Annotated in this window: 17 protein-coding genes and 1 pseudogene; 12 read left to right on the forward strand and 6 right to left on the reverse strand. The window is 72.9% G+C overall.

Annotated elements, in window-relative coordinates; all coding sequences use genetic code 11:
- The first annotated feature begins 49 nt into the window (after positions 1 to 49).
- From ACHBTE_RS22715 to ACHBTE_RS22725, 3 genes are all read left to right on the forward strand, one after another.
- The gene (locus ACHBTE_RS22715; protein ID WP_394725857.1) at positions 50 to 2,677 is read left to right on the forward strand and encodes a thioester reductase domain-containing protein; all 2,628 of its coding nucleotides are present in this window, start codon (positions 50 to 52) and stop codon (positions 2,675 to 2,677) included.
- Positions 2,674 to 3,813, forward strand: coding sequence for an alpha/beta hydrolase (locus ACHBTE_RS22720; RefSeq protein WP_394725858.1), 1,140 nt, complete (start codon positions 2,674 to 2,676; stop codon positions 3,811 to 3,813). Before ACHBTE_RS22715 ends, ACHBTE_RS22720 begins: the two co-directional genes overlap by 4 nt.
- Before the next feature lie 67 nt (positions 3,814 to 3,880).
- On the forward strand, positions 3,881 to 4,660 hold the full coding sequence (locus tag ACHBTE_RS22725; RefSeq protein WP_394725859.1) for an alpha/beta fold hydrolase: 780 nt from the start codon (positions 3,881 to 3,883) through the stop codon (positions 4,658 to 4,660).
- Between the two features lie 87 nt (positions 4,661 to 4,747).
- Here ACHBTE_RS22725 and ACHBTE_RS22730 read toward each other — a convergent pair whose 3' ends face one another.
- Positions 4,748 to 5,458 carry a lipoprotein gene (locus ACHBTE_RS22730; protein WP_394725860.1) on the reverse strand — a complete coding sequence of 237 codons (711 nt, stop codon included), beginning with the start codon at positions 5,456 to 5,458 and terminating at the stop codon, positions 4,748 to 4,750.
- Between the two features lie 103 nt (positions 5,459 to 5,561).
- Between ACHBTE_RS22730 and ACHBTE_RS22735 the strand changes: the two genes are divergently transcribed.
- Both ACHBTE_RS22735 and ACHBTE_RS22740 read left to right on the forward strand, forming a co-directional pair.
- Positions 5,562 to 6,356, forward strand: coding sequence for a maleylpyruvate isomerase family mycothiol-dependent enzyme (locus ACHBTE_RS22735; RefSeq protein ID WP_394725861.1), 795 nt, complete (start codon positions 5,562 to 5,564; stop codon positions 6,354 to 6,356).
- Positions 6,357 to 6,668: 312 nt separating this feature from the next.
- A complete protein-coding gene (locus ACHBTE_RS22740; protein ID WP_394725863.1) occupies positions 6,669 to 7,307 on the forward strand; it encodes a class I SAM-dependent methyltransferase in 639 nt (212 codons plus the stop codon).
- Positions 7,308 to 7,347: 40 nt separating this feature from the next.
- Here ACHBTE_RS22740 and ACHBTE_RS22745 read toward each other — a convergent pair whose 3' ends face one another.
- Positions 7,348 to 8,934 carry a glycerol-3-phosphate dehydrogenase/oxidase gene (locus tag ACHBTE_RS22745; protein WP_394725864.1) on the reverse strand — a complete coding sequence of 529 codons (1,587 nt, stop codon included), beginning with the start codon at positions 8,932 to 8,934 and terminating at the stop codon, positions 7,348 to 7,350.
- Positions 8,931 to 9,533 carry a TetR/AcrR family transcriptional regulator gene (locus ACHBTE_RS22750; RefSeq protein ID WP_394725865.1) on the reverse strand — a complete coding sequence of 201 codons (603 nt, stop codon included), beginning with the start codon at positions 9,531 to 9,533 and terminating at the stop codon, positions 8,931 to 8,933. Before ACHBTE_RS22750 ends, ACHBTE_RS22745 begins: the two co-directional genes overlap by 4 nt.
- Positions 9,534 to 9,606: 73 nt before the next feature.
- Between ACHBTE_RS22750 and ACHBTE_RS22755 the strand changes: the two genes are divergently transcribed.
- Together ACHBTE_RS22755 and ACHBTE_RS22760 are read left to right on the forward strand one after the other, a co-directional pair.
- Positions 9,607 to 11,199 carry an FAD-binding oxidoreductase gene (locus ACHBTE_RS22755; RefSeq protein ID WP_394725866.1) on the forward strand — a complete coding sequence of 531 codons (1,593 nt, stop codon included), beginning with the start codon at positions 9,607 to 9,609 and terminating at the stop codon, positions 11,197 to 11,199.
- A gap of 139 nt (positions 11,200 to 11,338) precedes the next feature.
- Positions 11,339 to 12,220, forward strand: a complete 882-nt coding sequence (locus tag ACHBTE_RS22760) for a YegS/Rv2252/BmrU family lipid kinase (RefSeq protein ID WP_394725867.1) — start codon at positions 11,339 to 11,341, stop codon at positions 12,218 to 12,220.
- A 44-nt stretch (positions 12,221 to 12,264) separates the two neighbouring features.
- Here ACHBTE_RS22760 and ACHBTE_RS22765 read toward each other — a convergent pair whose 3' ends face one another.
- The gene (locus ACHBTE_RS22765) at positions 12,265 to 12,630 is read right to left on the reverse strand and encodes a helix-turn-helix transcriptional regulator (RefSeq protein ID WP_394725868.1); all 366 of its coding nucleotides are present in this window, start codon (positions 12,628 to 12,630) and stop codon (positions 12,265 to 12,267) included.
- 129 nt (positions 12,631 to 12,759) lie between these two features.
- Here ACHBTE_RS22765 and ACHBTE_RS22770 point away from each other — a divergent pair, with 129 nt between their 5' ends.
- The 3 genes from ACHBTE_RS22770 to ACHBTE_RS22780 all read left to right on the forward strand — a co-directional run bounded on the left by ACHBTE_RS22770 (position 12,760) and on the right by ACHBTE_RS22780 (position 16,265).
- Positions 12,760 to 13,485 (forward strand): ANTAR domain-containing protein, encoded by a 726-nt coding sequence (locus tag ACHBTE_RS22770; RefSeq protein ID WP_394725869.1) that lies wholly within the window; start codon positions 12,760 to 12,762, stop codon positions 13,483 to 13,485.
- 57 nt (positions 13,486 to 13,542) lie between these two features.
- The gene (locus ACHBTE_RS22775) at positions 13,543 to 13,995 is read left to right on the forward strand and encodes a flavodoxin family protein (RefSeq protein WP_394725870.1); all 453 of its coding nucleotides are present in this window, start codon (positions 13,543 to 13,545) and stop codon (positions 13,993 to 13,995) included.
- Positions 13,996 to 14,237: 242 nt separating this feature from the next.
- Positions 14,238 to 16,265 carry a DUF1996 domain-containing protein gene (locus tag ACHBTE_RS22780; RefSeq protein WP_394725935.1) on the forward strand — a complete coding sequence of 676 codons (2,028 nt, stop codon included), beginning with the start codon at positions 14,238 to 14,240 and terminating at the stop codon, positions 16,263 to 16,265.
- Positions 16,266 to 16,427: 162 nt separating this feature from the next.
- Here the strand turns inward: ACHBTE_RS22780 and ACHBTE_RS22785 are convergent, their stop codons facing one another.
- Together ACHBTE_RS22785 and ACHBTE_RS22790 are read right to left on the reverse strand one after the other, a co-directional pair.
- Complete coding sequence (locus ACHBTE_RS22785) at positions 16,428 to 17,189, reverse strand: YqjF family protein (RefSeq protein ID WP_394725871.1); 762 nt, start codon at positions 17,187 to 17,189, stop codon at positions 16,428 to 16,430.
- Between the two features lie 107 nt (positions 17,190 to 17,296).
- Positions 17,297 to 18,253, reverse strand: coding sequence for a hypothetical protein (locus ACHBTE_RS22790; RefSeq protein ID WP_394725872.1), 957 nt, complete (start codon positions 18,251 to 18,253; stop codon positions 17,297 to 17,299).
- Between the two features lie 155 nt (positions 18,254 to 18,408).
- Here ACHBTE_RS22790 and ACHBTE_RS22795 point away from each other — a divergent pair, with 155 nt between their 5' ends.
- On the forward strand, positions 18,409 to 19,599 hold the full coding sequence (locus ACHBTE_RS22795; protein ID WP_394725873.1) for an MFS transporter: 1,191 nt from the start codon (positions 18,409 to 18,411) through the stop codon (positions 19,597 to 19,599).
- A gap of 36 nt (positions 19,600 to 19,635) precedes the next feature.
- Positions 19,636 to 20,208 (forward strand): annotated as a pseudogene (locus ACHBTE_RS22800) (YoaK family protein); the annotation flags it as partial.
- Between the last annotated feature and the right edge of the window lie 7 nt (positions 20,209 to 20,215).

A 20,215-nucleotide genomic window follows, 5' to 3' on the forward strand; every position in this document is an offset into this window, starting at 1 on the left:
CGTCCGGACAGCATCGACGAAGGAGCAGGCGACACCTTGAAGGGCTCTCATGCGTGAGGTGAACGAGAACGCGGCCGCGACCGCGGACCAGCGGGCGATCGAGGAGGCGATGGAGCGGGGCGGCGGCGGCCTGACCGTGACCGGCCTGCTGGCGAAGGTCACCGGACCGGCCGAGCGACCCGTGCCGCCTGGTCCCGAAGGTCCGCCCATGCCGTCGGGATCAGCAGGGCCGCCCATGCCGCCTGGTCCCGAAGGGTCGTCCACCCCGCCGGGACGCGAAGGGCCGTCCACCCCGCAGCACCGGGCCGACCCGGGCGCGGCCTCGCCCGTCGCCGACGGCAGCGCACCCCCGCCGCCTGACGTCGACGCGCTCGCCGCCGTCATCGCCGCCGTGGCAGGCAGGTACGTCCCCGCTGGGCAACTGTCGCCGGACGCCGACTTCTTCGACGCCGGCGGAACCTCGGTGAACGCGGTGGAACTCCTCGCGGCGCTGGAGGACGAGCTGGGCATGGAGCTCGACCTGGACGAGGTGTTCGCCGACGCCAGGCCGGTCAACCTGGCCCGACGTGGCCTGGAAGCCGCCGGTGCCGCACCCGTGCCGCCGGTGGCACCGGCCCCGGCTGCGACGACGACTGCGGTTGTGCGGCCGGGCCCGGCCGCGACTGGCCTGACCACCACGCCCGCCGTGCCGGCCATCCCGTCGGCTCCCACCCCTCCCGACACACCGGCGGCCACGCACCCCAGCCCCACCCAACTCCCGTCCCCGCCCCCGTCCCCGTCCCCGGGCCCGCTCACCGCCCCCAACCTCACTCCCGGCCCCGCCCCCGCACTACCCCCGCACTCCACGGCCCGCCCCGAAGACCTCACCCAGATCCTCGCCGACCTGGCGCTCGCCGACCGGCTCCCCTTCACCGCCTCGCCCGACCCCGTGCCGCCCCGCCGGATCCTGCTGACCGGGGCCACCGGGTTCCTCGGCAGTCATCTGCTGCTGGATCTCCTGCGCCACAGTGACGCCCACGTCTACTGCCTGGTCCGCGCCGCCGACGAGGAAGCCGCCGTGGCCCGGCTGGGCGCGGCGCTCAAGAGCTATGCGCTGCCCTGGTCCTCCGAGGTCCGCCGCCGCATCACCGTGCTCCCCGGCGACATCCGCCACCCGCGCCTCGGTCTCGCGGACGACGTCTGGCACACCCTCGCCCATGAACTGGACTGCGTCGTCGGCGTCGCCGCCGCCGTGGACTTCCTGCGCGGCTACCAGTCACTGCGCGCCAGCAACGTCCTCAGCGCCCTCACCCTCGCCGAACTGGCCGCGACCGGACGCCCCAAGCCCCTGCACCACATCTCCTCCATCGCCGTCTTCAACGAGGTCGGCATCCCCTCCATGGGCGAGGACGACCCGCTCGCCCACATCGACCGCCTGGTCGCCGGCTACGACCAGACCAAGTGGGCGGCCGAGGTGGCGCTGCGCCGCGCCCGCGACCATGGCCTGGTCGTGACCGCCCTGCGCCCGGGCGGCATCGGCGGGCACACCAGGACCGGCGCGTACAACCCGCAGGACCTCAGCAGCGGGCTCATCTCGGCCTTCGGCCGCTTCCGTACCGTCCCCGCGTTCCGCCATCTCAACGCCGCCCCCGTCGACTGGGTCAGCCGGGTCGCCGCCGCCGTCGTCATCGAGCCGGACGCCTGGGGCTTCGACTACAACCTGACCGGCGTCCCCAACACCCTCGACGACGTCGTACGGGACATGGCCCTGGGCGGCATGCATGTGCGCGTACAGGACTGGGACGAGTGGCGCACCGACGCCCTGAACCGTCTCCAGGCCGACCCCATCCCCGAACTCGCCTTCCTCGCGCGCGTGTTGCAGCGCCCCACCGCACTGAAACTCTGCGAGGCCACGCTCGAGGGCCCGGCCGCCACCGCCGACCGCACCACCACGCTCGTCGAGGCCCTCGGCCTGCCTCCGGCCTCCCGCTACGACGCCCGAGCCCAGCTGAAGACGTTCGAGCGCCTCGCTCACGACGGCCTCGCCCGTCTCCCGGACAAGGACGACCAGCCCTACCTGTGGTTCTCCGAGACCACCGAGGGCACCGTCGGTCCCGTGGGCGCCGACGCCGACACCCCCTGCTCGATGTCCCTCACCCTGTCCATCGCGAGCATGCACCAGCTGGTGACGGACCGCCGCGTCCACGTCCGAGGCCGGCTCAGCTGCCCCGCCGTGCACCCCGAGCCGCTCACCGTGGCACGCGGCGACATCTGGATCCGCCCCGAGGAGGGCATCCCGCACCGCCACGGCCTGCGCCACCCGCTCCTGCGCTATCGCCTCCAGCTCACCGACGCCGACGGGGGCCGCTGGTGGCTGGAGGGTCACAAGTACGCCCGGGCCCGCCGCGACGTCTGGCGCCAGACCCGCGCCCTGACCGTGGAACTGGGCCGGGAGGGCGAACCGGCGAGCCTGGCCGGCGAGGTCGTCGTCCCCGCCGATTCCTACGTACGCGACCAGATCGACGGCATCAAGGTGGACCCGCGGCTGACCAGCCAGGAGAAGCGGGCCGCGAAGCTGACCTGGCTCGCCTGGTTCGGTCTGGAAATGGGCCGCGGACTGCTCGGCCCCTTCGCCCGGGCCGCCGCGGACCTGATGGACCTGCGCCGCACCACGACCCCGACGGAGCACCACCGATGATCTTCCGCACGACGAACCCCAGAGCCTCCAGGCCGCCCCTGCGCAGGGTCAGGACCACCACGGCGCTGCGCCCGCTGCGCCACCGTCTCGATCCGGCGGCGGTCGAGGAGATCCCGTTCCACGCCCCCGACGGCGTACGGCTCGGCCTGACCCGCATCGCCACCGGCGAGCAGAACCGCCCCGTGGTCCTGCTGCTGCACGGACACACCGCGTCCGCCGACATGTTCCTGCTGCCCGAGACCCGCAACCTGGTCGACGTCCTCCTGGACGAGGGGTACGAGCCCTGGCTGCTCGACTGGCGAGGCAGCTGCCGCCTGCCCTACAACGAGACGGGCCACCGCTACACGTACGACGACGTCGCCCTCCACGACATCCCCGAGGCCGTCCGCCACATCCGTGCCCGCATCGGCGAGCGCCCCCTGTTCGTCGTCGCCCACTGCATCGGATCCCTCGCCCTCTCCCTCAGCATGACGGCGGGTCTGGTCCCCGGCCTGGCCGGCGTGGTCTCCCAAGGCGTGTTCCTCACCCCGAAGCTCGCGGGCCGCACCTCCCTGCGGATGAGCCTCGCCGGCGAACTCCTCAAGTCCCGTATCGACCACATCCCCGTCGACCTGCGCAAGGTCGGCCTGTGGTCGAAGTACACGCCGCTGTTCGCCCTGGCCTCGCGCAAGGCGACCTGCCCGGACCCCACCTGCCAGATCCTGCACAACTCGGCCTGGGGGACCGGCGCCTCCCTCTTCGTCCACGAGCACCTGACCGACACCACCCACGACCGCCTCGCCGAACTTTTCGGCCCCGCCCCGCTGTGGATCCTGCCGCACCTGCGCCGCATCGAGCTGGCCCGTACCGTCGTCCGCTGGCACGACACCGACCGGCGCTACCGGGCCCTCCCGCAGAACGCCCTGGACGCGGCGGCCCGCATCGACACCCCCGTCCTGCTGCTCGCGGGCAGCGAGAACGGCCTGTGGCTCGACTCCCAGAAGCTCTGCCACGACGTCCTCGCCCACCGCCGACCCGAACTGGACGTCAGATACACCGAGATACCCGGCTACGGCCACCTGGACACGTTCCTCGGCAGGGGCGCCGCCCTCGACGTGTTCGGGCACATCCTCGATTTCCTGGACGAACGCCGGTGACGGCGGCCGGCCCGGCCGGATACCGTACCGATCAGTAACCCATGATGCGCACTCCAGGAGGCCACCCATGCCGCAGCTCGAAGTCGACGGCGCGACGCTGACGTACGACGACGAGGGCCCCCGCGACGGCGACGGCGTGCCCCTGGTGTTCGTCCACGGCTGGACGGCGAACCGGCACCGCTGGGACCACCAGACGGCCCACTTCGCCGAAGGGCGACGGGTCGTGCGGCTGGACCTGCGCGGGCACGGCGAGAGCAGCGGCTCGGGGGCGCGGCGGGTCGACGACCTGGCGAAGGACGTCCTCGCGCTCCTCGACCATCTGAAGATCGAGCGGTTCGTGATCATCGGTCATTCGATGGGCGGCATGATCGCCCAGACCGTAGCCCTCTCCCACCCGGAGCGGGTCGAGCGGATGGTGCTGGTCAACTCCATCGGCAAGATGGCCTACAGCCGGGGCCGCGCCCTGCTGATGGCCGCCTCGACGCTCGCCCCCTTCAGACTGTTCATCGCCGCGAACATCCAGCGCGCCTTCGCGCCCGGCTACCCGCGCGCGGAGATCCGCGAATACGTCCGCGCCTCCGCGGACACCCCTCGGGAGGTCGTCATGACGCTCTACGGCGCCATGCGCGCCTTCGACGTGCTCGACAGGGCCGGCGAGATCCGCGTGCCCACCCTGATGGTGCACGGCTATCACGACATCCAACTGCCCGTCGCCCAGATGCTGAGGATGGCCAAGAACTACCCGGACGCGGTGATCCGCATCCTGGACGCGGGCCACGAACTGCCGGTGGAGAAGCCGGCCGAACTGACCACCGCTCTCGACCGGTTCCTCACCGACCGCGCGTAGGCCGAGCCTCGTACGGGCACCCAGTGCGGCGACCGGACGGCGTCCGGCACGGCGCCTGCGCGCAGCCGTGCCGGACCCGCCGGTCGCTCAGGCGGTGCGCAGCGTCCGCTTGGCGAGTTCGAACGCCGGCAGCATCTGCCGGTGCTCCTCGGTGTCGAACCCGCCGAGGTGGATGACGACCGGTCCGCGCTCGGTGACGACGGCCATCGCGGCCTCTTCCTTCGTCTCCTCCAGAAGCTTGCTCGTGTAGAGGTACTTCACCTCGACACCGGCCAGGCCGCCGCCCGCGTCGAACGAGCTGTACTCGGCCTTGCTCGTGTTGCGCTCCGCGGCCACGAAGGCCTCCAGCACGGCGCGGGCGTCGTCCTCGCCCGGTTCGCCCGTCCAGACGCGCAGGAAGCCGATGTTCCCGGCCGGCTTGGCGTCCACCTCGCAGGCGGCCGTGACCGGTCCCTGGTGGAGCAGCGCGTCGGCGATCTCCTGGACCAGCTCCTTCCGCTCCGAGTCCGAGCCGCTGCCGCCCGCCTCGTCCTTCTCCTGCCCGGCGTCGACGGCCTTCGCCTTCCAGTCCTCGGCGATGTCGAAGGTGACCGGCAGCTCGCAGGCCGATCCTTCGGCGCCGATGGTGCCGGCGCTCTTCACCGCCGTCACGCCGTCATCCGCGGCCCCGGCCGACACCGAAGCGCTCCCCGACGGCTTCGCGTCGTCGTCCGCCGCCCCCGAACAGCCCGTCAGCACCGCGGCCAGCACCGCCGCCTGGGCCACCCGGCGCCGTACTCGTCCCGCCCCCACCAGCATCCTTCGTTCCCCGCCCTGATTCTGTTTTCCGATCTTGCACAGGCGGCACACAGTATCCGACGCCGCTGACAGCGCGCCGTCCCGCCTGCGGCATCCTGAGGCGATGACCTCGCTGGACTTCGAGCGTTACTGCGACGAGATCGTCTCCCAGACCGAGTTGCTCACGGCCCATGTCCGGGGCGCCGACATGAACGCCCCCGTGCACTCGTGCCCCGGCTGGAACCTCGGCCAGCTGCTGCGGCACGTGGGCGGCGACCACCGCTGGTCCGAGAAGATCGTGCGCACCCGGGCCACCGCCCCCGTCCCCGGTGGTCTCGTGGACGACGTGCCGGCCCACACCGAGGAGGACGAGTCGTCCCTGGTGCCATGGCTCGTCGAGGGCGCCGAGGCCCTCAGCGCCGCCCTGCGCGCCGCCGGGCCCGACGCGCAGGCGTGGAACCCGTCCGAGGACCGCCCCGCGGCGGTGGCGTTCTGGGCCCGCCGCATGACCTACGAGACCGTCGTCCACCGCGCCGACGCCGCCCACACGACCGCCGCGGAGTTCGCCCTGGACACCGGCCTCGCCGTCGACGCCGTCGAGGAGTGGCTGGAGTACTCGACCTTCCCCGAGGCCCATGAGCCGCGGCCGGACCTGCCCGACCTGCTCGCCCCCGACCGGACGCTCGGCTTCCAGGCGCCCGGCGCCGGCTGCTGGCTCGTCGACCTCACCGGCGAGCGCCCGGTCTGGCGCCCTGGCGCGGACGGCGCGACAGCGACGGCGACCGCGACCGCCCGGGGGCCGGTGACGGACCTGCTCCTGTACTTCTACCGACGGCCCGCGCCGGCCGTCGACACCCAGGGCGACCAGGACCTGCTCGACCTGTGGCGGACCCGCGCGGGCTTCTGGCTGGAGGTGTGACGTCCGGCCGTCGAGGCCATCCGTGGGCCAGTGCTCGTGAGACATCGCGGGTGCCGAGGAGTCCTCCACGCATGCCGTGACGCCAACCGCGGCCGGCGCGCCGCGGATCGGCCCGCGGAGCCGGACGGACCGGCTCGAAGGGCGTAGTCCTCCGGTCGCCTCGCCCGCCGGCCGGGAGTTTGCCGAACCGGCAATGCCGATTGCCTCTCCCGAGGTCGTCTCGCAGGCTTCTTCCCTGTGGACCGGCAGCCCCGCGCGAGCCCGAGTCCCTTTCATGACCCCTGCCACGACCCCTGCGATTCGGGAGGCACCATGACCGAGACATCCGCCCTGAGGGCCGCCGACTTCTGGGAAGCCCGCTACCGGGACGGCGGACGTCTCTGGAGCGGTCGTCCCAACGCGCTGCTCGTGCGCGAGGCCGGCGAACTTCCGCCGGGCACCGCCCTGGACCTGGGGTGCGGTGAGGGCGCGGACGCGGTGTGGCTGGCCTCGCGCGGCTGGCGGGTCACCGGCGTCGACATCTCGCGCACGGCACTGGAACGGGCCGCCCGGCACGCCACCGAGGCCGGCGTCGAGGAGCGTACGGCCTGGGAACGGCACGTGCTGGGCGAGTCGTTCCCCGAGGGCTCCTTCGACCTGGTGAACGTGCAGTATCTCCAGTCCCCGGTCGCGCTGGACCGGCGGCGCGTGCTGCGGCAGGCCGCGGACGCGGTCACGGCCGGCGGCACCCTGCTGATCGTCATGCACGCCGGCTGGCCGTCCTGGCAGAGCGAGCCGCCGTTCGAGGCGCGGTTCCCGACGCGGAGCGACGTCCTCGACGAACTCGCGCTGCCGCAGCCGCAGTGGACCGTGCAGACGCTGGACACGGTGCGCAGCGCGAGTGTGTCCCCGGACGGTGTGGAGGGCCACCGAGACGACCACGTCTGGCGGATCCGGCGCGCCGACGGCTGACTCACCGGCCGCAAGACAGGCCCCGCACGACCGCCCCCGCTCACCCCTGCCTGGCCCACGCCTCCCCGAGCACCTCGCGCGCGGCGTCCAGTGCCGCCGCGCGATCGGCCGGGACCAGCCCGATCCGGGTGCGCCGGTCGAGCAGATCGGCCTCGTCCAGGGCCCCTTCATGGCGTACGGCCCACAGCAGCTCGGCCGCTGTGACGGGGTGGCCCGGCAGCACGGGTTCGCCGAGCCGGGGGTCGAGTGCGCCGAGTTCCTGGACGGCCGCCGCCTCGACGCCGTAGCGCTGGACGAGACGACGAGGTGCCCGGACGGCGCCGAGGGCGGCCGGGGACGCGGCGCCGACCAGCGGGAGGGACGCCGTGGGGGAGGGCCCGGCGGTGAGCCGGCGGGCGGCGACGGCGGCGTCCACGGCGTCCTGGGCCATGCGCCGGTAGGTGGTGAGCTTGCCGCCCACCACGGTGATCACCCCCTCCGGCGAGGTCAGGACCGCGTGCCGGCGGGAGATGTCGGCGGTGCGGGGCGCGTCCGCGGGAGCCGCGTCCGGGCTGGTGTCGAGCAGCGGGCGCAGCCCGGCGAACGCACCGACGACGTCGTCGCGTTGGACGGGGACGTCCAGGACCGAGCCGAGGACGTCGAGGAGGAAGCCGATGTCCGTCTCGGGCACCTCGGGGACGTCGGGGATGTCGCCCTCGACGGGCTCGTCGGTGAGCCCGACGTAGATCCGGCCGTCGCCCTGGGGCAGCACGAGGACGAAGCGGTTGGTCTCCCCGGGAACCGGGACGTGCAGCCCGGCGGGCAGCTGGCCGAGGTGGTCGGAGCGCAGGACGAGGTGGGTGCCGCGGGAGGGCCGGATCCGGATGCCCTCCACCAGGCCGCCGGCCCAGACACCGGTCGCGTTGATGACCGTCCGGGCCCTGATCTCGCCCTCCTGGCCGGTGAGTTCGTCACGTACGCGGGCGCCGGACGACGTGAGGTCCAGGGCCCTGACCCGGGTCAGGACGCGCGCTCCGCGGGCGGCGGCGGTGCGGGCGAGCGCGGTCACCAGGCGGGCGTCGTCGGTGAGACGGCCGTCCCAGGACAGCAGGCCGCCGCGCAGGCCCTGGGGGCGCAGGGCCGGAGCCAGATGCCGGGTCTCCACCGTGGACAGGCGGCGCGGGGCGGGCAGCGTGGCCCGGGCCGTGCGGGCCGCGAGCCGCAGGGTGTCGCCGGCCCGGAACCCGGCCCAGGCGAGGGCGGACTGGCCGCGCGAGACCAGGGGGGTCAGCGGCAGTACGAAAGGCTGGGCCCGCACCAGATGCGGGGCCGTGCGCTCCATCAGCACCCCGCGCTCCACGGCGCTCTCGTGGGCCACGTCGAGCTGCCCGGAGGCGAGATAGCGCAGCCCGCCGTGGATCAGCTTGCTACTGAAGCGGGAGGTGCCGAACGCCAGGTCGTGGGCGTCGACGGCGACCACGGACAGGCCACGGGCGGCGGCGTCCAGGGCGACCCCCGCACCGGTCGCGCCGAGCCCGACGACGAGGACGTCGACGACGGGGCCCCCGACGGACTCGGCCAGTTCGCGCGAGCGCCGCGCGGCCGACAGCGACGATCCGGGGGCCGGGGCGATAGGGCTGGGGCTCATGGCGTCAGGGTCCTCTCCAGGATGCCGCGCAGCTCCGCGAGGAACGCCTCGCTGCTCAGGTCGGCGTCGTCCTCGTCGGTCATGGTGCGCAGGGACAGCGTGAAGGACTGCACGATCAGCAGCAGGGCCCGCGCCTGCCGTTCGACATGGCCGGCGCGCACCGATCCGTCGGCGTGGCCCTCGCGCAGGGCGTCGGCGAGCAGCGACAGCAGGGCCTCCTGGCTCGCGCCGCGGCGGTCCAGGACGTAGGGCAGGAGCAGCTCCGGATCGACGTCCACGATCTTGCGGAACAGCGGATGGACGCGGAAGGCCCTTGCCCCGGCCACCAGTCCGTCGACGATCAGGCCGCGCGTCTCGGCTCCGGAGTCGCGCCGCTCGGGCATCGCCGCGGTGGCGACCGCCACCCACTCCCGGGTCATCAGATCCCCGACCAGCGAGCGCACATCGGGCCAGCGCCGGTACAGCGTCATGCGGGAGACACCCGCGCGGCGGGCCACGTCGGTCAGCGTCGTACGGCGGACACCGACGGCCAGGACACAGTCGCGTACCGCGTCGAGCACCGCGTCGCTGTCCGAGTGGTTGTGACGAATAGGCGTCATGTGTAACAGTGTAACGCCTGCGAGGCCGTCCGGGACGCGGCATCGCCCGAATCGATCGGTGAGGACGACAGCCATGGACATGCTGTGGAGCGGCTGGGGCGACCCGGCCAAGGCGGCGCCGCTGCCGGAGACCGTGACCGGGCTGCTGCGCGATCTGCTCGGCGTCAAGCCGCGCACCGCCGGGACCATCGCCCTGGACGACATCTCCGTACCCGAGACCCGCCTCGACCCCGCCGCACACAAGGCCCTGTCCGCGGCCCTCGGCGGCGAGGAACACGTCCGCACCGACGCGGAGACCCGCCTGCGCCACACACGCGGCAAGTCCACCCCCGACCTGCTGCGCATCCGGGACGGCGAGGTCGACGACATCCCCGCGGCCGTCCTGCTGCCCGCCGACCACGAGGAAGTGGTGGCCGTCCTGCGCGTCTGCGCCGAACACGGCCTGCCCGTCGTCCCGTTCGGCGGCGGCACCTCGGTCGTCGGCGGCCTCACCCCCGCCCGGCGCGACTCCTTCGTCGCCCTGGACCTGCGCCGCATGGACCGCATGCTCGCCCTCGACCCGGTCTCCCGCACCGTCACCCTGCAACCGGGACTGCGCGCCCCGCAGGCCGAGGCACTGCTGGCCGAACAGGGCTTCACCCTCGGCCACTTCCCGCAGTCCTACGAGTGGGCCACCATCGGCGGCTTCGCCGCCACCCGCTCCAGCGGCCAGGCGTCCGCCGGCTACGGCCGCTTCGACGAGATGGTCCTCGGCCTGACCCTCGCCACTCCCGAGGGCACCATCGACACGGGCCGCGCACCGCGCTCGGCCGCCGGACCCGACCTGCGCCAGCTCTTCCTCGGCTCGGAAGGCGCGTTCGGCATCATCACCTCCGTCACGATGCGGATCCGCCCCGTCCCCGAGACCCGCGTGTACGAGGGCTGGCGCTTCGCCTCCTTCGAGGAAGGCACCGCGGCCCTGCGGCGCCTCGCCCAGGACGGGCCGCGTCCGACGGTGCTGCGGCTGTCCGACGAGACCGAGACCCTGATCGGCCTCGCCCAGCCCGACGCCATCGGCGGCGCCCTTCCGCAGGACGCCGGATGCATGGCCATCGCCGGCTACGAAGGCACCGACGAGGACACCGCGTACCGCAGGGAGCGGGCCGCCGCCGTCCTGCGCGAGTGCGGCGGGACCCCGCTGGGCGAGGAGCCCGGACAGCGCTGGGCGCACGGCCGCTACTCGGCCCCCTACCTGCGGGACTCACTGCTGGACGCCGGAGCGTTCGCCGAGACGCTGGAGACGGCGACCTTCTGGTCCCGTGTCCCCGACCTGTACGCCGCCGTCCACGACGCCCTCGCCAACACGCTCACCGAGGCCGGCACCCCGCCCCTGGTGATGTGCCACATCTCCCACGTCTACGAGAACGGCGCCTCGCTGTACTTCACGGTCGTCTCCGCCCAGGGCGAGGACCCGGTGAAGCACTGGGAACGGGCCAAGCATGCCGCCAACGAGGCCATCCTCGCGGCCGGTGGCACGATCAGCCATCACCACGGCGTGGGCACCGACCACCGCGACTGGTACGTCCGTGAGGCGGGCCCCCTGGGCATCGAGGCGCTGCGTGCGGTGAAGGAACGGCTCGACCCGGACGGCCTGCTCAACCCCGGCGTCCTCCTGCCCCTCGACTGAGCCGTACCCTCCGCGAGAGCCCCCGGCCTCCCTCCGCGGGAGCCGGGACCATCCTCCGCGAGAGCCCAGACCCACCCCCCACACCCACCCCACCCCGCCCCGCCTCCGGCACCCTCCCGTCGGCCCGAAAGGCACTCCGATGCGACAGTTCACCGCCATCGTCAACCCCACGGCGGGCGGATCCGCCTCAGCTGCCGCGCTGATGACCGTGGCCCGGCCGCTGCGGGAGGCCGGGGCCGACCTGGAGACCGAGTACAGCCGCAGCCTGGAGCACGCCCGGGAACTCGCCCGGGACGCCGCGGAGCGGGGCCGGGTGGTGCTCGCGGTCGGCGGCGACGGCATGGCCGGCGGCATCGGCGGAGCCCTCAGCGGCACCGACGCCGTCCTCGGTCTCGTCCCGGCCGGCCGCGGCAACGACTTCGCGCGGGCGCTGAACCTCCCCACCGAGCCCGCCGCCCTGGCCCAGGTGCTGCTCCACAACGAGCCCCGCAAGGTCGACACCATCGAGGTCGAGTCGGCCGTCCACCCCCGCACGGTCGTCCTCGGCAGCGTGTACGCCGGCGTCGACGCGCTCGCCAACCGTCACGCCAACCACGCCACCCTGCTGCACGGCGCGGCCTCCTACTACGCCGGCGGTCTACGCGCCGTCACCACCTGGCGTGCCGCGCGCTACCGGGTCACCGTCGACGGCCAGGTACACCCGCACACCGGCTACACGGTCGTCGCCGCCAACTCCGGTTACTACGGCTCCGGCCGTCTCATCGCCCCGGACGCCCGGGTGGACGACGGCCTGCTGGACGTGGTGATGATCCGCGACGCCCCGCGCCGGCTGTTCTTCGCCCTGATGAACGACCTCAAGACGGGCGCCCATGTGCACCGCCCCCAGGTGAGCATCCTGCGGGGCAAGGAGATCCGTATCGAGGCCGACCGCGAGGTGCCCTACGGCGCCGACGGCGAGGTCGAGGCGACCCTCCCGGTCACGATCAGAGTCCTGCCGGGAGCACTGCGCGTACTGAGCTGACCAGCGCGGGCCGGGCCGGTGCTCATGGCGCCGGCCCGGCCCCCTCACCCCTCATCCATGGGCATCCGTGGCCGTGCCGTTCTCAGCTGCTGTGCAGCGGTGGTGTGGCCGGCCTCGGCCTGGACGAGCAGGGAGAGCAGCTCGGCCACCCTCAGCCCGGCCTCGGCAGGGTGGCGGAGCACCTTGGCGGGGTCGATCCGATAGGTGTTGGAACGCCCCTCACGCGTGTGCGAGAGATAGCCGTCCCGCTCCAGGTCGGAGATGATCTTCTGGACTGCGCGTTCGGTGAGCCGGCAGTGCGCGGCGATGCTTCGGATCCGAACGTTCGGATTGTCCGCGATCGCCGCCAGCACGCGGGCGTGATTGGTCACGAACGTCCATCCGGTGTGCGGCTCAGGGACTCCGTCCATGCCCCAAGCTTACGACTGACTATTCACGTAAACAAAAACATGCACTGTATTTCATGTATCGGTTGACGTGTACCGCGGTTCGGGTTCAACCTGGTACGGAGACGGGGAGCACCCGAGGGAGAGGCAGTCATGCCGGAGCTCACGTCCTTCGCACCCGCTGAGGAGATCGCCGCGGACGCCGCGCACACCGGCGTCGCGGCATCGGTGAGCGCGTCGCGTCCGCTGGTCGCGACGCTCCGCCTCGACGCCGACCGGGTCGTGGTGAGTGTCTGCGGAGAGCTGGACCTCGACAACAGCGAGCGGCTGCGCGGCACCCTGCGCGACGCTCTGAGCCGTTCGGTCCGCGGTGTCGATCTGGACCTCGCGGAGGTCTCGTTCTGCGACTGCTCCGCACTCAACATCCTTCTCGGCCTGCGCCGACGGGCCCTGAAGCAGGCCAAGACGGTCACCATCCGCACCGCCAGCCCGGTCGTCGACCGGCTGCTGGCCCTGAGCGGGACGCGGAACCTCTTCGCGGGGGGCCCGGTCCACCGGGACGGGCAGCACGCGACGGCCGCGCGGTCCGAGGACGCGGAGACGGCCGAAGAGCTGCGGATCGAGGTCGCCCAACTGCGCCGGGCCATGCAGACCCGGCAGCCGATCGACCTGGCCCGGGGCATCCTGATGGCCGCGTTCCGGCTGAGTTCCGACGAGGCCTGGTCCGTACTGGTCGCGACCTCCCAGAACACCAACACCAAGCTGCACTCCGTGGCCGGGGAGCTCATCACCGCCGTCAAGGGCGGCGTGCTCGCCGATGACGTGCAGGAGCAACTGACGGCCGCCGTCGACAAGGTGACCTCCGCCCCCGGGTACTGAGGCGACACTCGGGCCGCCGGGTTGCGTCACCGTGCGTCGCGACGGCAGGGTTCGCATGTGCCCACCTTGCTGATCGTCCATCACACGCCCTCGCCCAACTGCCAGGCCATGCTCGAAGCCGTCATCTCCGGTGCCACCGCGCCGGAGATCGAGGACGTCCAGGTCGTCCGGCGGCCGGCGCTCGCGGCCACGGCGTCCGACGTGCTCGACGCCGACGCCTACCTCCTCGGCACGCCGGCCAACCTCGGCTATGTGTCCGGGGCGCTCAAGCATTTCTTCGACCAGATCTACTACCCCTGCCTGGACGCGACCCAAGGGCGCCCGTTCGGCTACTACGTGCACGGCGGCAGCGATGTGACCGGAGCCGTACGGGCGATCGACTCGATCACGACGGGCCTCGGCTGGCGCCGCGCCGCACAACCGGTGACCGTGACGGGTGAACCCGGCAAGGCCGACACCGAGGCGTGCTGGGAACTCGGAGCGACCCTCGCCGCCGGCCTGATGGGCTGATCCGAACCGGCCGGAACGGATCTGAACCCCAACGCCCCCTCACCACCAGGCCGTTCTCCCGCTTCCTAAGATATTTCTGTGAATTCGTGAGGCGTTTGAACACAGCGCCACCCGCCTCCGTATAGAGCCAGGGGATATTCATGCCCTGACCGACCACGAGGCGTAGGAGTACTTCCTTGGGACGCAGCACGCGAAGACGCCCCACGGGCGCACGGCGCGCGACCTTTGCAGCGGTCGCGCTGATGTTGGGCGGCGGCGGCCTGGTCGCGGCCAACGTCTATGCCTCGGCCACCGAAGACGGCGCCGAGCCCGTCCAGACACGATCCGGGCCGGCCGGCACCATCGACTGCCCCGACGTCGGCGCCAGGCTGACCGCGGTTCCGGACGGCGCGAAGGAGGACGTCGCCAAGGAACTCGCCCTCCTGGACCAGCAGATCGCCGAGGCCTACCAGCGCCTTCAGGAATCGGCGCAGCAGGTCCAGCAGGACGCGGGCTTCGCCGACAACGCGATCATGACGCCGCTGAAGGACAAGCGGGCGGCGACGATCGAACGGATCGCCGTCGCCGCCGACCGCGTGGGAGACCGGCCGGAAGGCCTGGAGTCCCTCGCCGCCTGTACGCTGCGCGCCGCCGACGACGACGGCGGTGACAAGAGCCAGGGCGGCGCCGGTCAGAACGGCGCCGAGCAGGGCGGCGCCGAGCAGGGCGGCCAGCAGGGCAACGGCGAGCAGCCGCCCGGAAACGGCGGCCAGGCCGGCAACGGGCCGGTCGCCGCCGACTACGTGGACATCAAGTCCGTACAGCCGAACGTGTCCGCTCCGGCCCGTCAGAAGGGCGCCTCCCGCGGCACCTTCGCCACCAGCTGCGGCGTCAACGAGAACGGCCTGTTCAACTCGGACAACATCATCGCGGCCCCGGGTGTCTCCAACGGCGCCCACCACTTCCACGACTACATCGGCAACCAGTCCAACGACGCATTCGCCAGCGACGAGGACCTGGCCAACGCCGAGACGACCTGCGTCGACCAGGGCGACAAGTCCACGTACTACTGGCCCGTCCTGCGCCTCCAGAACGGCACGCAGGAGCAGGACGCCGAGAAGCCCGGTGGCGGCATCGAGGGCAACGCCGGTGAGATCATCACCCCCAAGGACGTCACGCTGACCTTCGAGGGCAGCCCGCGTGGCAAGGTCACCGAGATGCCGCGGCTGCTGCGCATCATCACCGGCGACGCCAAGTCGTTCGTGAACGGCCCCGCCAACGCCAACGCCTCCTGGAGCTGCACCGGCTTCGAGGACCGGCAGCTGAAGGACAAGTACCCGCTGTGCCCGCAGGGCAGCGACGTGGTGCGCTCGTTCAAGTTCCAGAGCTGCTGGGACGGACAGAACATCGACAGCGCCAACCACCGCACCCACGTGGCGTTCGCCGCGGCCGACGGCAGCTGCCCGAACGGCTTCCAGGCCATCCCGCAGCTGGTGCAGCGGATCGTGTACGACATCGACGCGCCGAGCCTTCAGGACGGCGGCCGTACGACCCCCCTGTTCGCGGTGGACTCCTTCCCCGAGCAGCTGCACAAGCCGGTGACCGACCACGGCGACTTCATCAACGTCTTCGACGAGGACCTGATGACGGAGATGGTCGACTGCATCAACGAGGGCCGCACCTGCGGCGTGGGCGCCGGCGACGGCGGCGACAACGGCGGCGGCGACAACGGCGGCGACAACGGCGGCGGCGACAACCCGGGCCAGGAGGAGCCGGGCCAGGAGGAGCCGGGCCAGGACGAGCCGACCGATGAGCCGCAACCGACCCAGTCCGCCGGCACGCCGCCCGCGGGCGACGGCGACCAGAAGCCCGGCGACGGAAAGGACGACGAGCAGACCGAGGCCCCGGCCACCGGGAAGCCCGAGACGCAGGAGCCCGAGACCGGCGAGCCCGAGCCCGAGCAGCCGGCGAGCGAACCGGCGAAGGACGACGAGCCCACCCTGTCCAGCACGGTCGCGCCCAAGGCCGACAACACCTCCCCGGCCCCCGAGGACGCCGGGTCGGGACAGGACGGGGCGGCGGACGACCAGGACGCCGGCTCGGTCGGTACCCCGGCGCAGACCCAGCCCCCCGCGGGCGGCGAGGACGCCGGCAACGGCGGCACGGACACACAGACGGCCGGCGGCAGCCTCGCCGAGACCGGTGCCAAGCTGTGGCCGGCCGCGGCCGGCGCCGTGCTGCTCATCGCCGGCTTCCTGCTGCTGATGCGCACGAGGCGGCGCGCCTACTGACGGTGACAACGCCGCGCGGCGGCGCCTGAGACCCGTGCGTCGACAGGGGCTCGGACCGGACACCCGGTCCGAGCCCCTCGCCGTCTGGTCAACGACGGCCCCGCATTTCGACACGGGCACGGACCGCCGCCCGCCCTGACCGACGGCACCTCGTCCGGGTGCTCAGGGCGTGGGGATGCCCGCCGGACGGGCGGGCCGGCCGAGCCGGACCGGGACACCGGGGGAGTACAGGACGCTGACCGGCGCATCGCTCGGAGCGGGCAGTCCGGCCGCGGCGATCAGGTTCTCCTCGCAGGTGACCAGCTCGGCGCGGTACAACGGCCACCGAGGGTGGTGGTTGGGCAGAAACGCCAGCGGCTCGCGCCCACCGAAGAAGGCGTTGTGCATGCCCCAGCGCGCGGTGAGGAAATGCTCCAACTCGGTCGGTTCCTCGATGCGTTCCCCCCTGCGCACGGTGATCCGGCCGCCCGCGCCGCGCGGGCCCGGCCAGCGGCGGGAACTGGTGTAGGTGACGGTGTCGCCGACCGCGCGGACACTCATTCGGGACCACACGTACGGCAGCCGGAAGCCGAAGCGCCCCATCGCCACCGGGATCAGCCGCGAGGCGTCCATCGACCGGAACACCACACCCCGCCGGCCATGCGCGTCCACCGAGTACAGCCGCACATTGGTCTCGGGAAAGGTCCCGAGATACGGCACGCCGGGCAGCCGCAGCCAGCCGACCCGATGCATGCGGAAGGCGACGAGCCCGACGTAGGTGACGCCGTCATGCGTGTCCGGGACGGTCCCGGCCGGCAACAGGTGCGCCACGACGTCCGGTTCGACGGCCCAGTGGACGAAGGCCAGGTCGAGCCACTGCTGCGTGAGGAGAGGGCGGCGTATGAGGGCCGGGGCGTCCGGGGTGACAGGAGCGGGCTTCGGCATCACGCCAGGATGACAGAGGCAGACAACGAGACAGAGAACGAGGCAGAGAACGAGGCAGAGACGGAGCCCCGCCCCGGCATGTTCTGCACGCGGGTGTCCGCCGCCGGCTACTCACGGCGGCCACTCAGGCGTTTCACCTCTTGCGCGCTCTCCCGCGCCCTGCGCTCGGCCCGCCCGGCCGCGTCGGCCGCCGCCCGGCTGCGTTTCGCGGCCTCCTTCTGCTCGTGCGCGGTGCGCTGGAGCTCCTCCTTCGCCCGCCGCAGCTGCTCCTCCGCGGCGGCGGCATCCCGCTCGGCTTCGCCGTGCCGCTCCCGGGCCTCCTTCAGTACACCCTCGGCGTCGGCCTGTTCGGCCCGTCGGTCGCGCAGCACCTGCGCCGCCTCGTCGGCCGCCGCGCGGGCCCGTTCGAGCTGCTCCTGCTTCTGGCGGCGCCGTTCGGCGACCTCGTCCTTCGTCCGTGAACGAGCTGAGGGCGGCGGCGCCTCGGGCGAGGCCCGCCCCGCCGGGGCCGGCCGGCGCGGAGTGCCGCTCACCGGGGCGACCGCGCTCGGAAAGTCCGACGGCGGCGTCAGAGCGCCCTCCAGGCGGCCCTCGGCCCACAGGTCGGCGGCCTGCGGGTCGGCGAGGACGGCCCTCAGCGTGGACTCGACGTCCCGCTGCGCACCGTCCGACAGTCGTTGCCCGGCCTCCCGCGCCAGCCGCCCGGCCTCCCGGGAGAGGGCGGAGACGACACTGCGGCGCTGCTTGGACAGCTCGGCGATCTCGGCGGCGTCCAGGGCGCGGTACGCCTCGCGCAGCGCCTGCCCGAGCTCCAGAAACCGCCGGCTTTCCTCCGGTTCCTCGCGCAGCAACAGGTTCATGGCCCAAGCGGCGAGCGTGGGGCGGCGGGCGGCGGCGATCCGTCGGCCGTCGTCCGCGTGGCCCGCCGTCCTGGCCGCGGCGACCAGCACCCCGCGACGGGCGACGAACTCGGACGGGAGAACGCCGTACAGCTCGTCCAGCGCCGCCTCCACGTCGTACTGCGCACCGCCCCCGGTGCCGTTGCGCCTGTTCAGGGTGCCCACACCTCCCGACCGGCCGGCTCGTCCCGCACCCCGCGTCCGTCCTTCTCGCACGACGGGCGGACGATCACGCGGTGCTCGGGCATGACACCAGCGTCGCCCGCACCCGGCGGCCCCGCATCCCGGCCGCCCTCTCCTCGCGGGGTTACCGTCAGGCCATGGCCGGTGATCGCCGAGGGTGGCTCGCGTGTTCGCTCAGCGGTGCGGTGTTCGCCGTCTGCATGGCAGGCACGACGCTGCCGACCCCCCTCTACCCGCTCTACCAGGAGAAGTTCGGCTTCTCCGAGCTGACCGTGACGATCGTCTACGCCGTGTACGCCTTCGCCGTCATCGGCGTCCTGCTGCTGGCGGGCAATGCCTCGGACGCCGTGGGCAGACGAGTGGTGCTGCTGTGGGGGCTGGCGTTCGCGGCGCTGAGCGCCGTCTGCTTCCTGTGCGCGACCGGGCTGGAGTGGCTGTACGCCGGACGGCTGCTGTCGGGGCTGTCCGCCGGTCTCTTCACCGGGGCGGCGACGGCGTACGTGATGGAACTGGCACCGAAGGGCGGCGCATCCCGGGCCACGTTCGTCGCGACGGCCGCCAACATGGGCGGGCTGGGCTGCGGTCCGCTGCTCGCCGGCGTGCTCGCCCAGTACGCCGACTGGCCGCTGTACCTGCCGTTCGTCGTGCACCTCGCCCTGGTGGCGGGCTCGGCCGCCGTGCTGCTGTCACTGCCGGAGACGGTCCCCGAGCTGCGGCCGCTGAGCGCCGTACGACCGCAGCGGCCCGCTCTGCCGCCACAGGTGCGGTCGGTGTTCGCGCCCGCGGCGATCGCCTCGTTCGTCGGGTTCGCGCTGTTCGGGGTGTTCACCTCGGTCAGTCCCGCGTTCCTCGCCGAATCGTTGGACGTGGACGACCACGCCGTCAGCGGACTGGTCGTCGCCCTGGCCTTCTTCTCCTCGACGGCCGGACAACTGGCGGTCGGCCGGGTCGGGCTGGGGCGATCGCTGCCGCTGGGCTGCGCCGGGCTGCTGGCCGGACTGGCGTTGCTCGCCGGGGCGCTCAGATGGGACCTGATGGCACTGGTGGTGCTGAGCGCGCTCGTCGGCGGCGCCGGGCAGGGGCTGGCGTTTCGCGGGGCACTGTCCGCGGTGGCCGAAGCCTCCCCGGCGGACCGTCGCGCGGCGGTGATCTCCACGCTGTTCGTCGTGGCCTACACGGGCATCTCGGTCCCGGTGATCGGCGTGGGCCTGCTGACGGGCCCGATCGGACTGAAGAGCGCCGGGCTGGTGTTCATCGCGTGCATGGCGGTGCTGGTGTCGGTCGCCGGGGCGTATCTGCTCCGGCGGCCGGTGCCGGCGGGGACGTGAGCGGGCGTCAGGGCGAGGCGCCGGAAGGGAACCCACATGTCCGTACCGGCGAGGCCCGATCCGCTGCCGAAGGCGCTGGTCGTGCTGACCCTGACCACCGGGATCGTCAACGCGGTGGCCTTCCTCGGCCTCGGGCAGATCTTCACCGCGTTCATGACGGGCAACATTCTCTTCCTCGGTTTCGCGCTCGCGGGTGGCGAGGGGCTGCAACCCATGGGTTCGCTCACGGCCCTCGCCTCCTTCGCGGCCGGTGCGGTGGCCGGCAGCAGGCTGGGCGCTGCCGAGGCCGGCCGTCGTCGCCGATGGCTGATGGTGTCCGCCACCATCGCCGCCACCCTGCTGGTGGCCGCCGCTGTGACAGCGGTCGGCCTGCACAGCGTGACCGGTCGCCTCGTGCCGAGGCACTACGCCGTGATCGCGCTGACCGCGCTGGCCATGGGGGTGCGCAGCGCGACGATGTGGCGGCTCGGGGGGATGCTCAACACCACGCTCGTGACCGGCACGCTCGTCACCTGGATCAGGAAGTCGGGCGTGGGCGGCGGCACCCCGGACGCCGCCCAGCCCTTCCGGTTCGCCGGTCTGCCGGCGGTCTTCTCCGGTGCGGCCGTCGGCACGC

The sequence above is a fragment of the Streptomyces sp. M41 genome, assembly GCF_043673425.1.
Classification (GTDB): domain Bacteria; phylum Actinomycetota; class Actinomycetes; order Streptomycetales; family Streptomycetaceae; genus Streptomyces.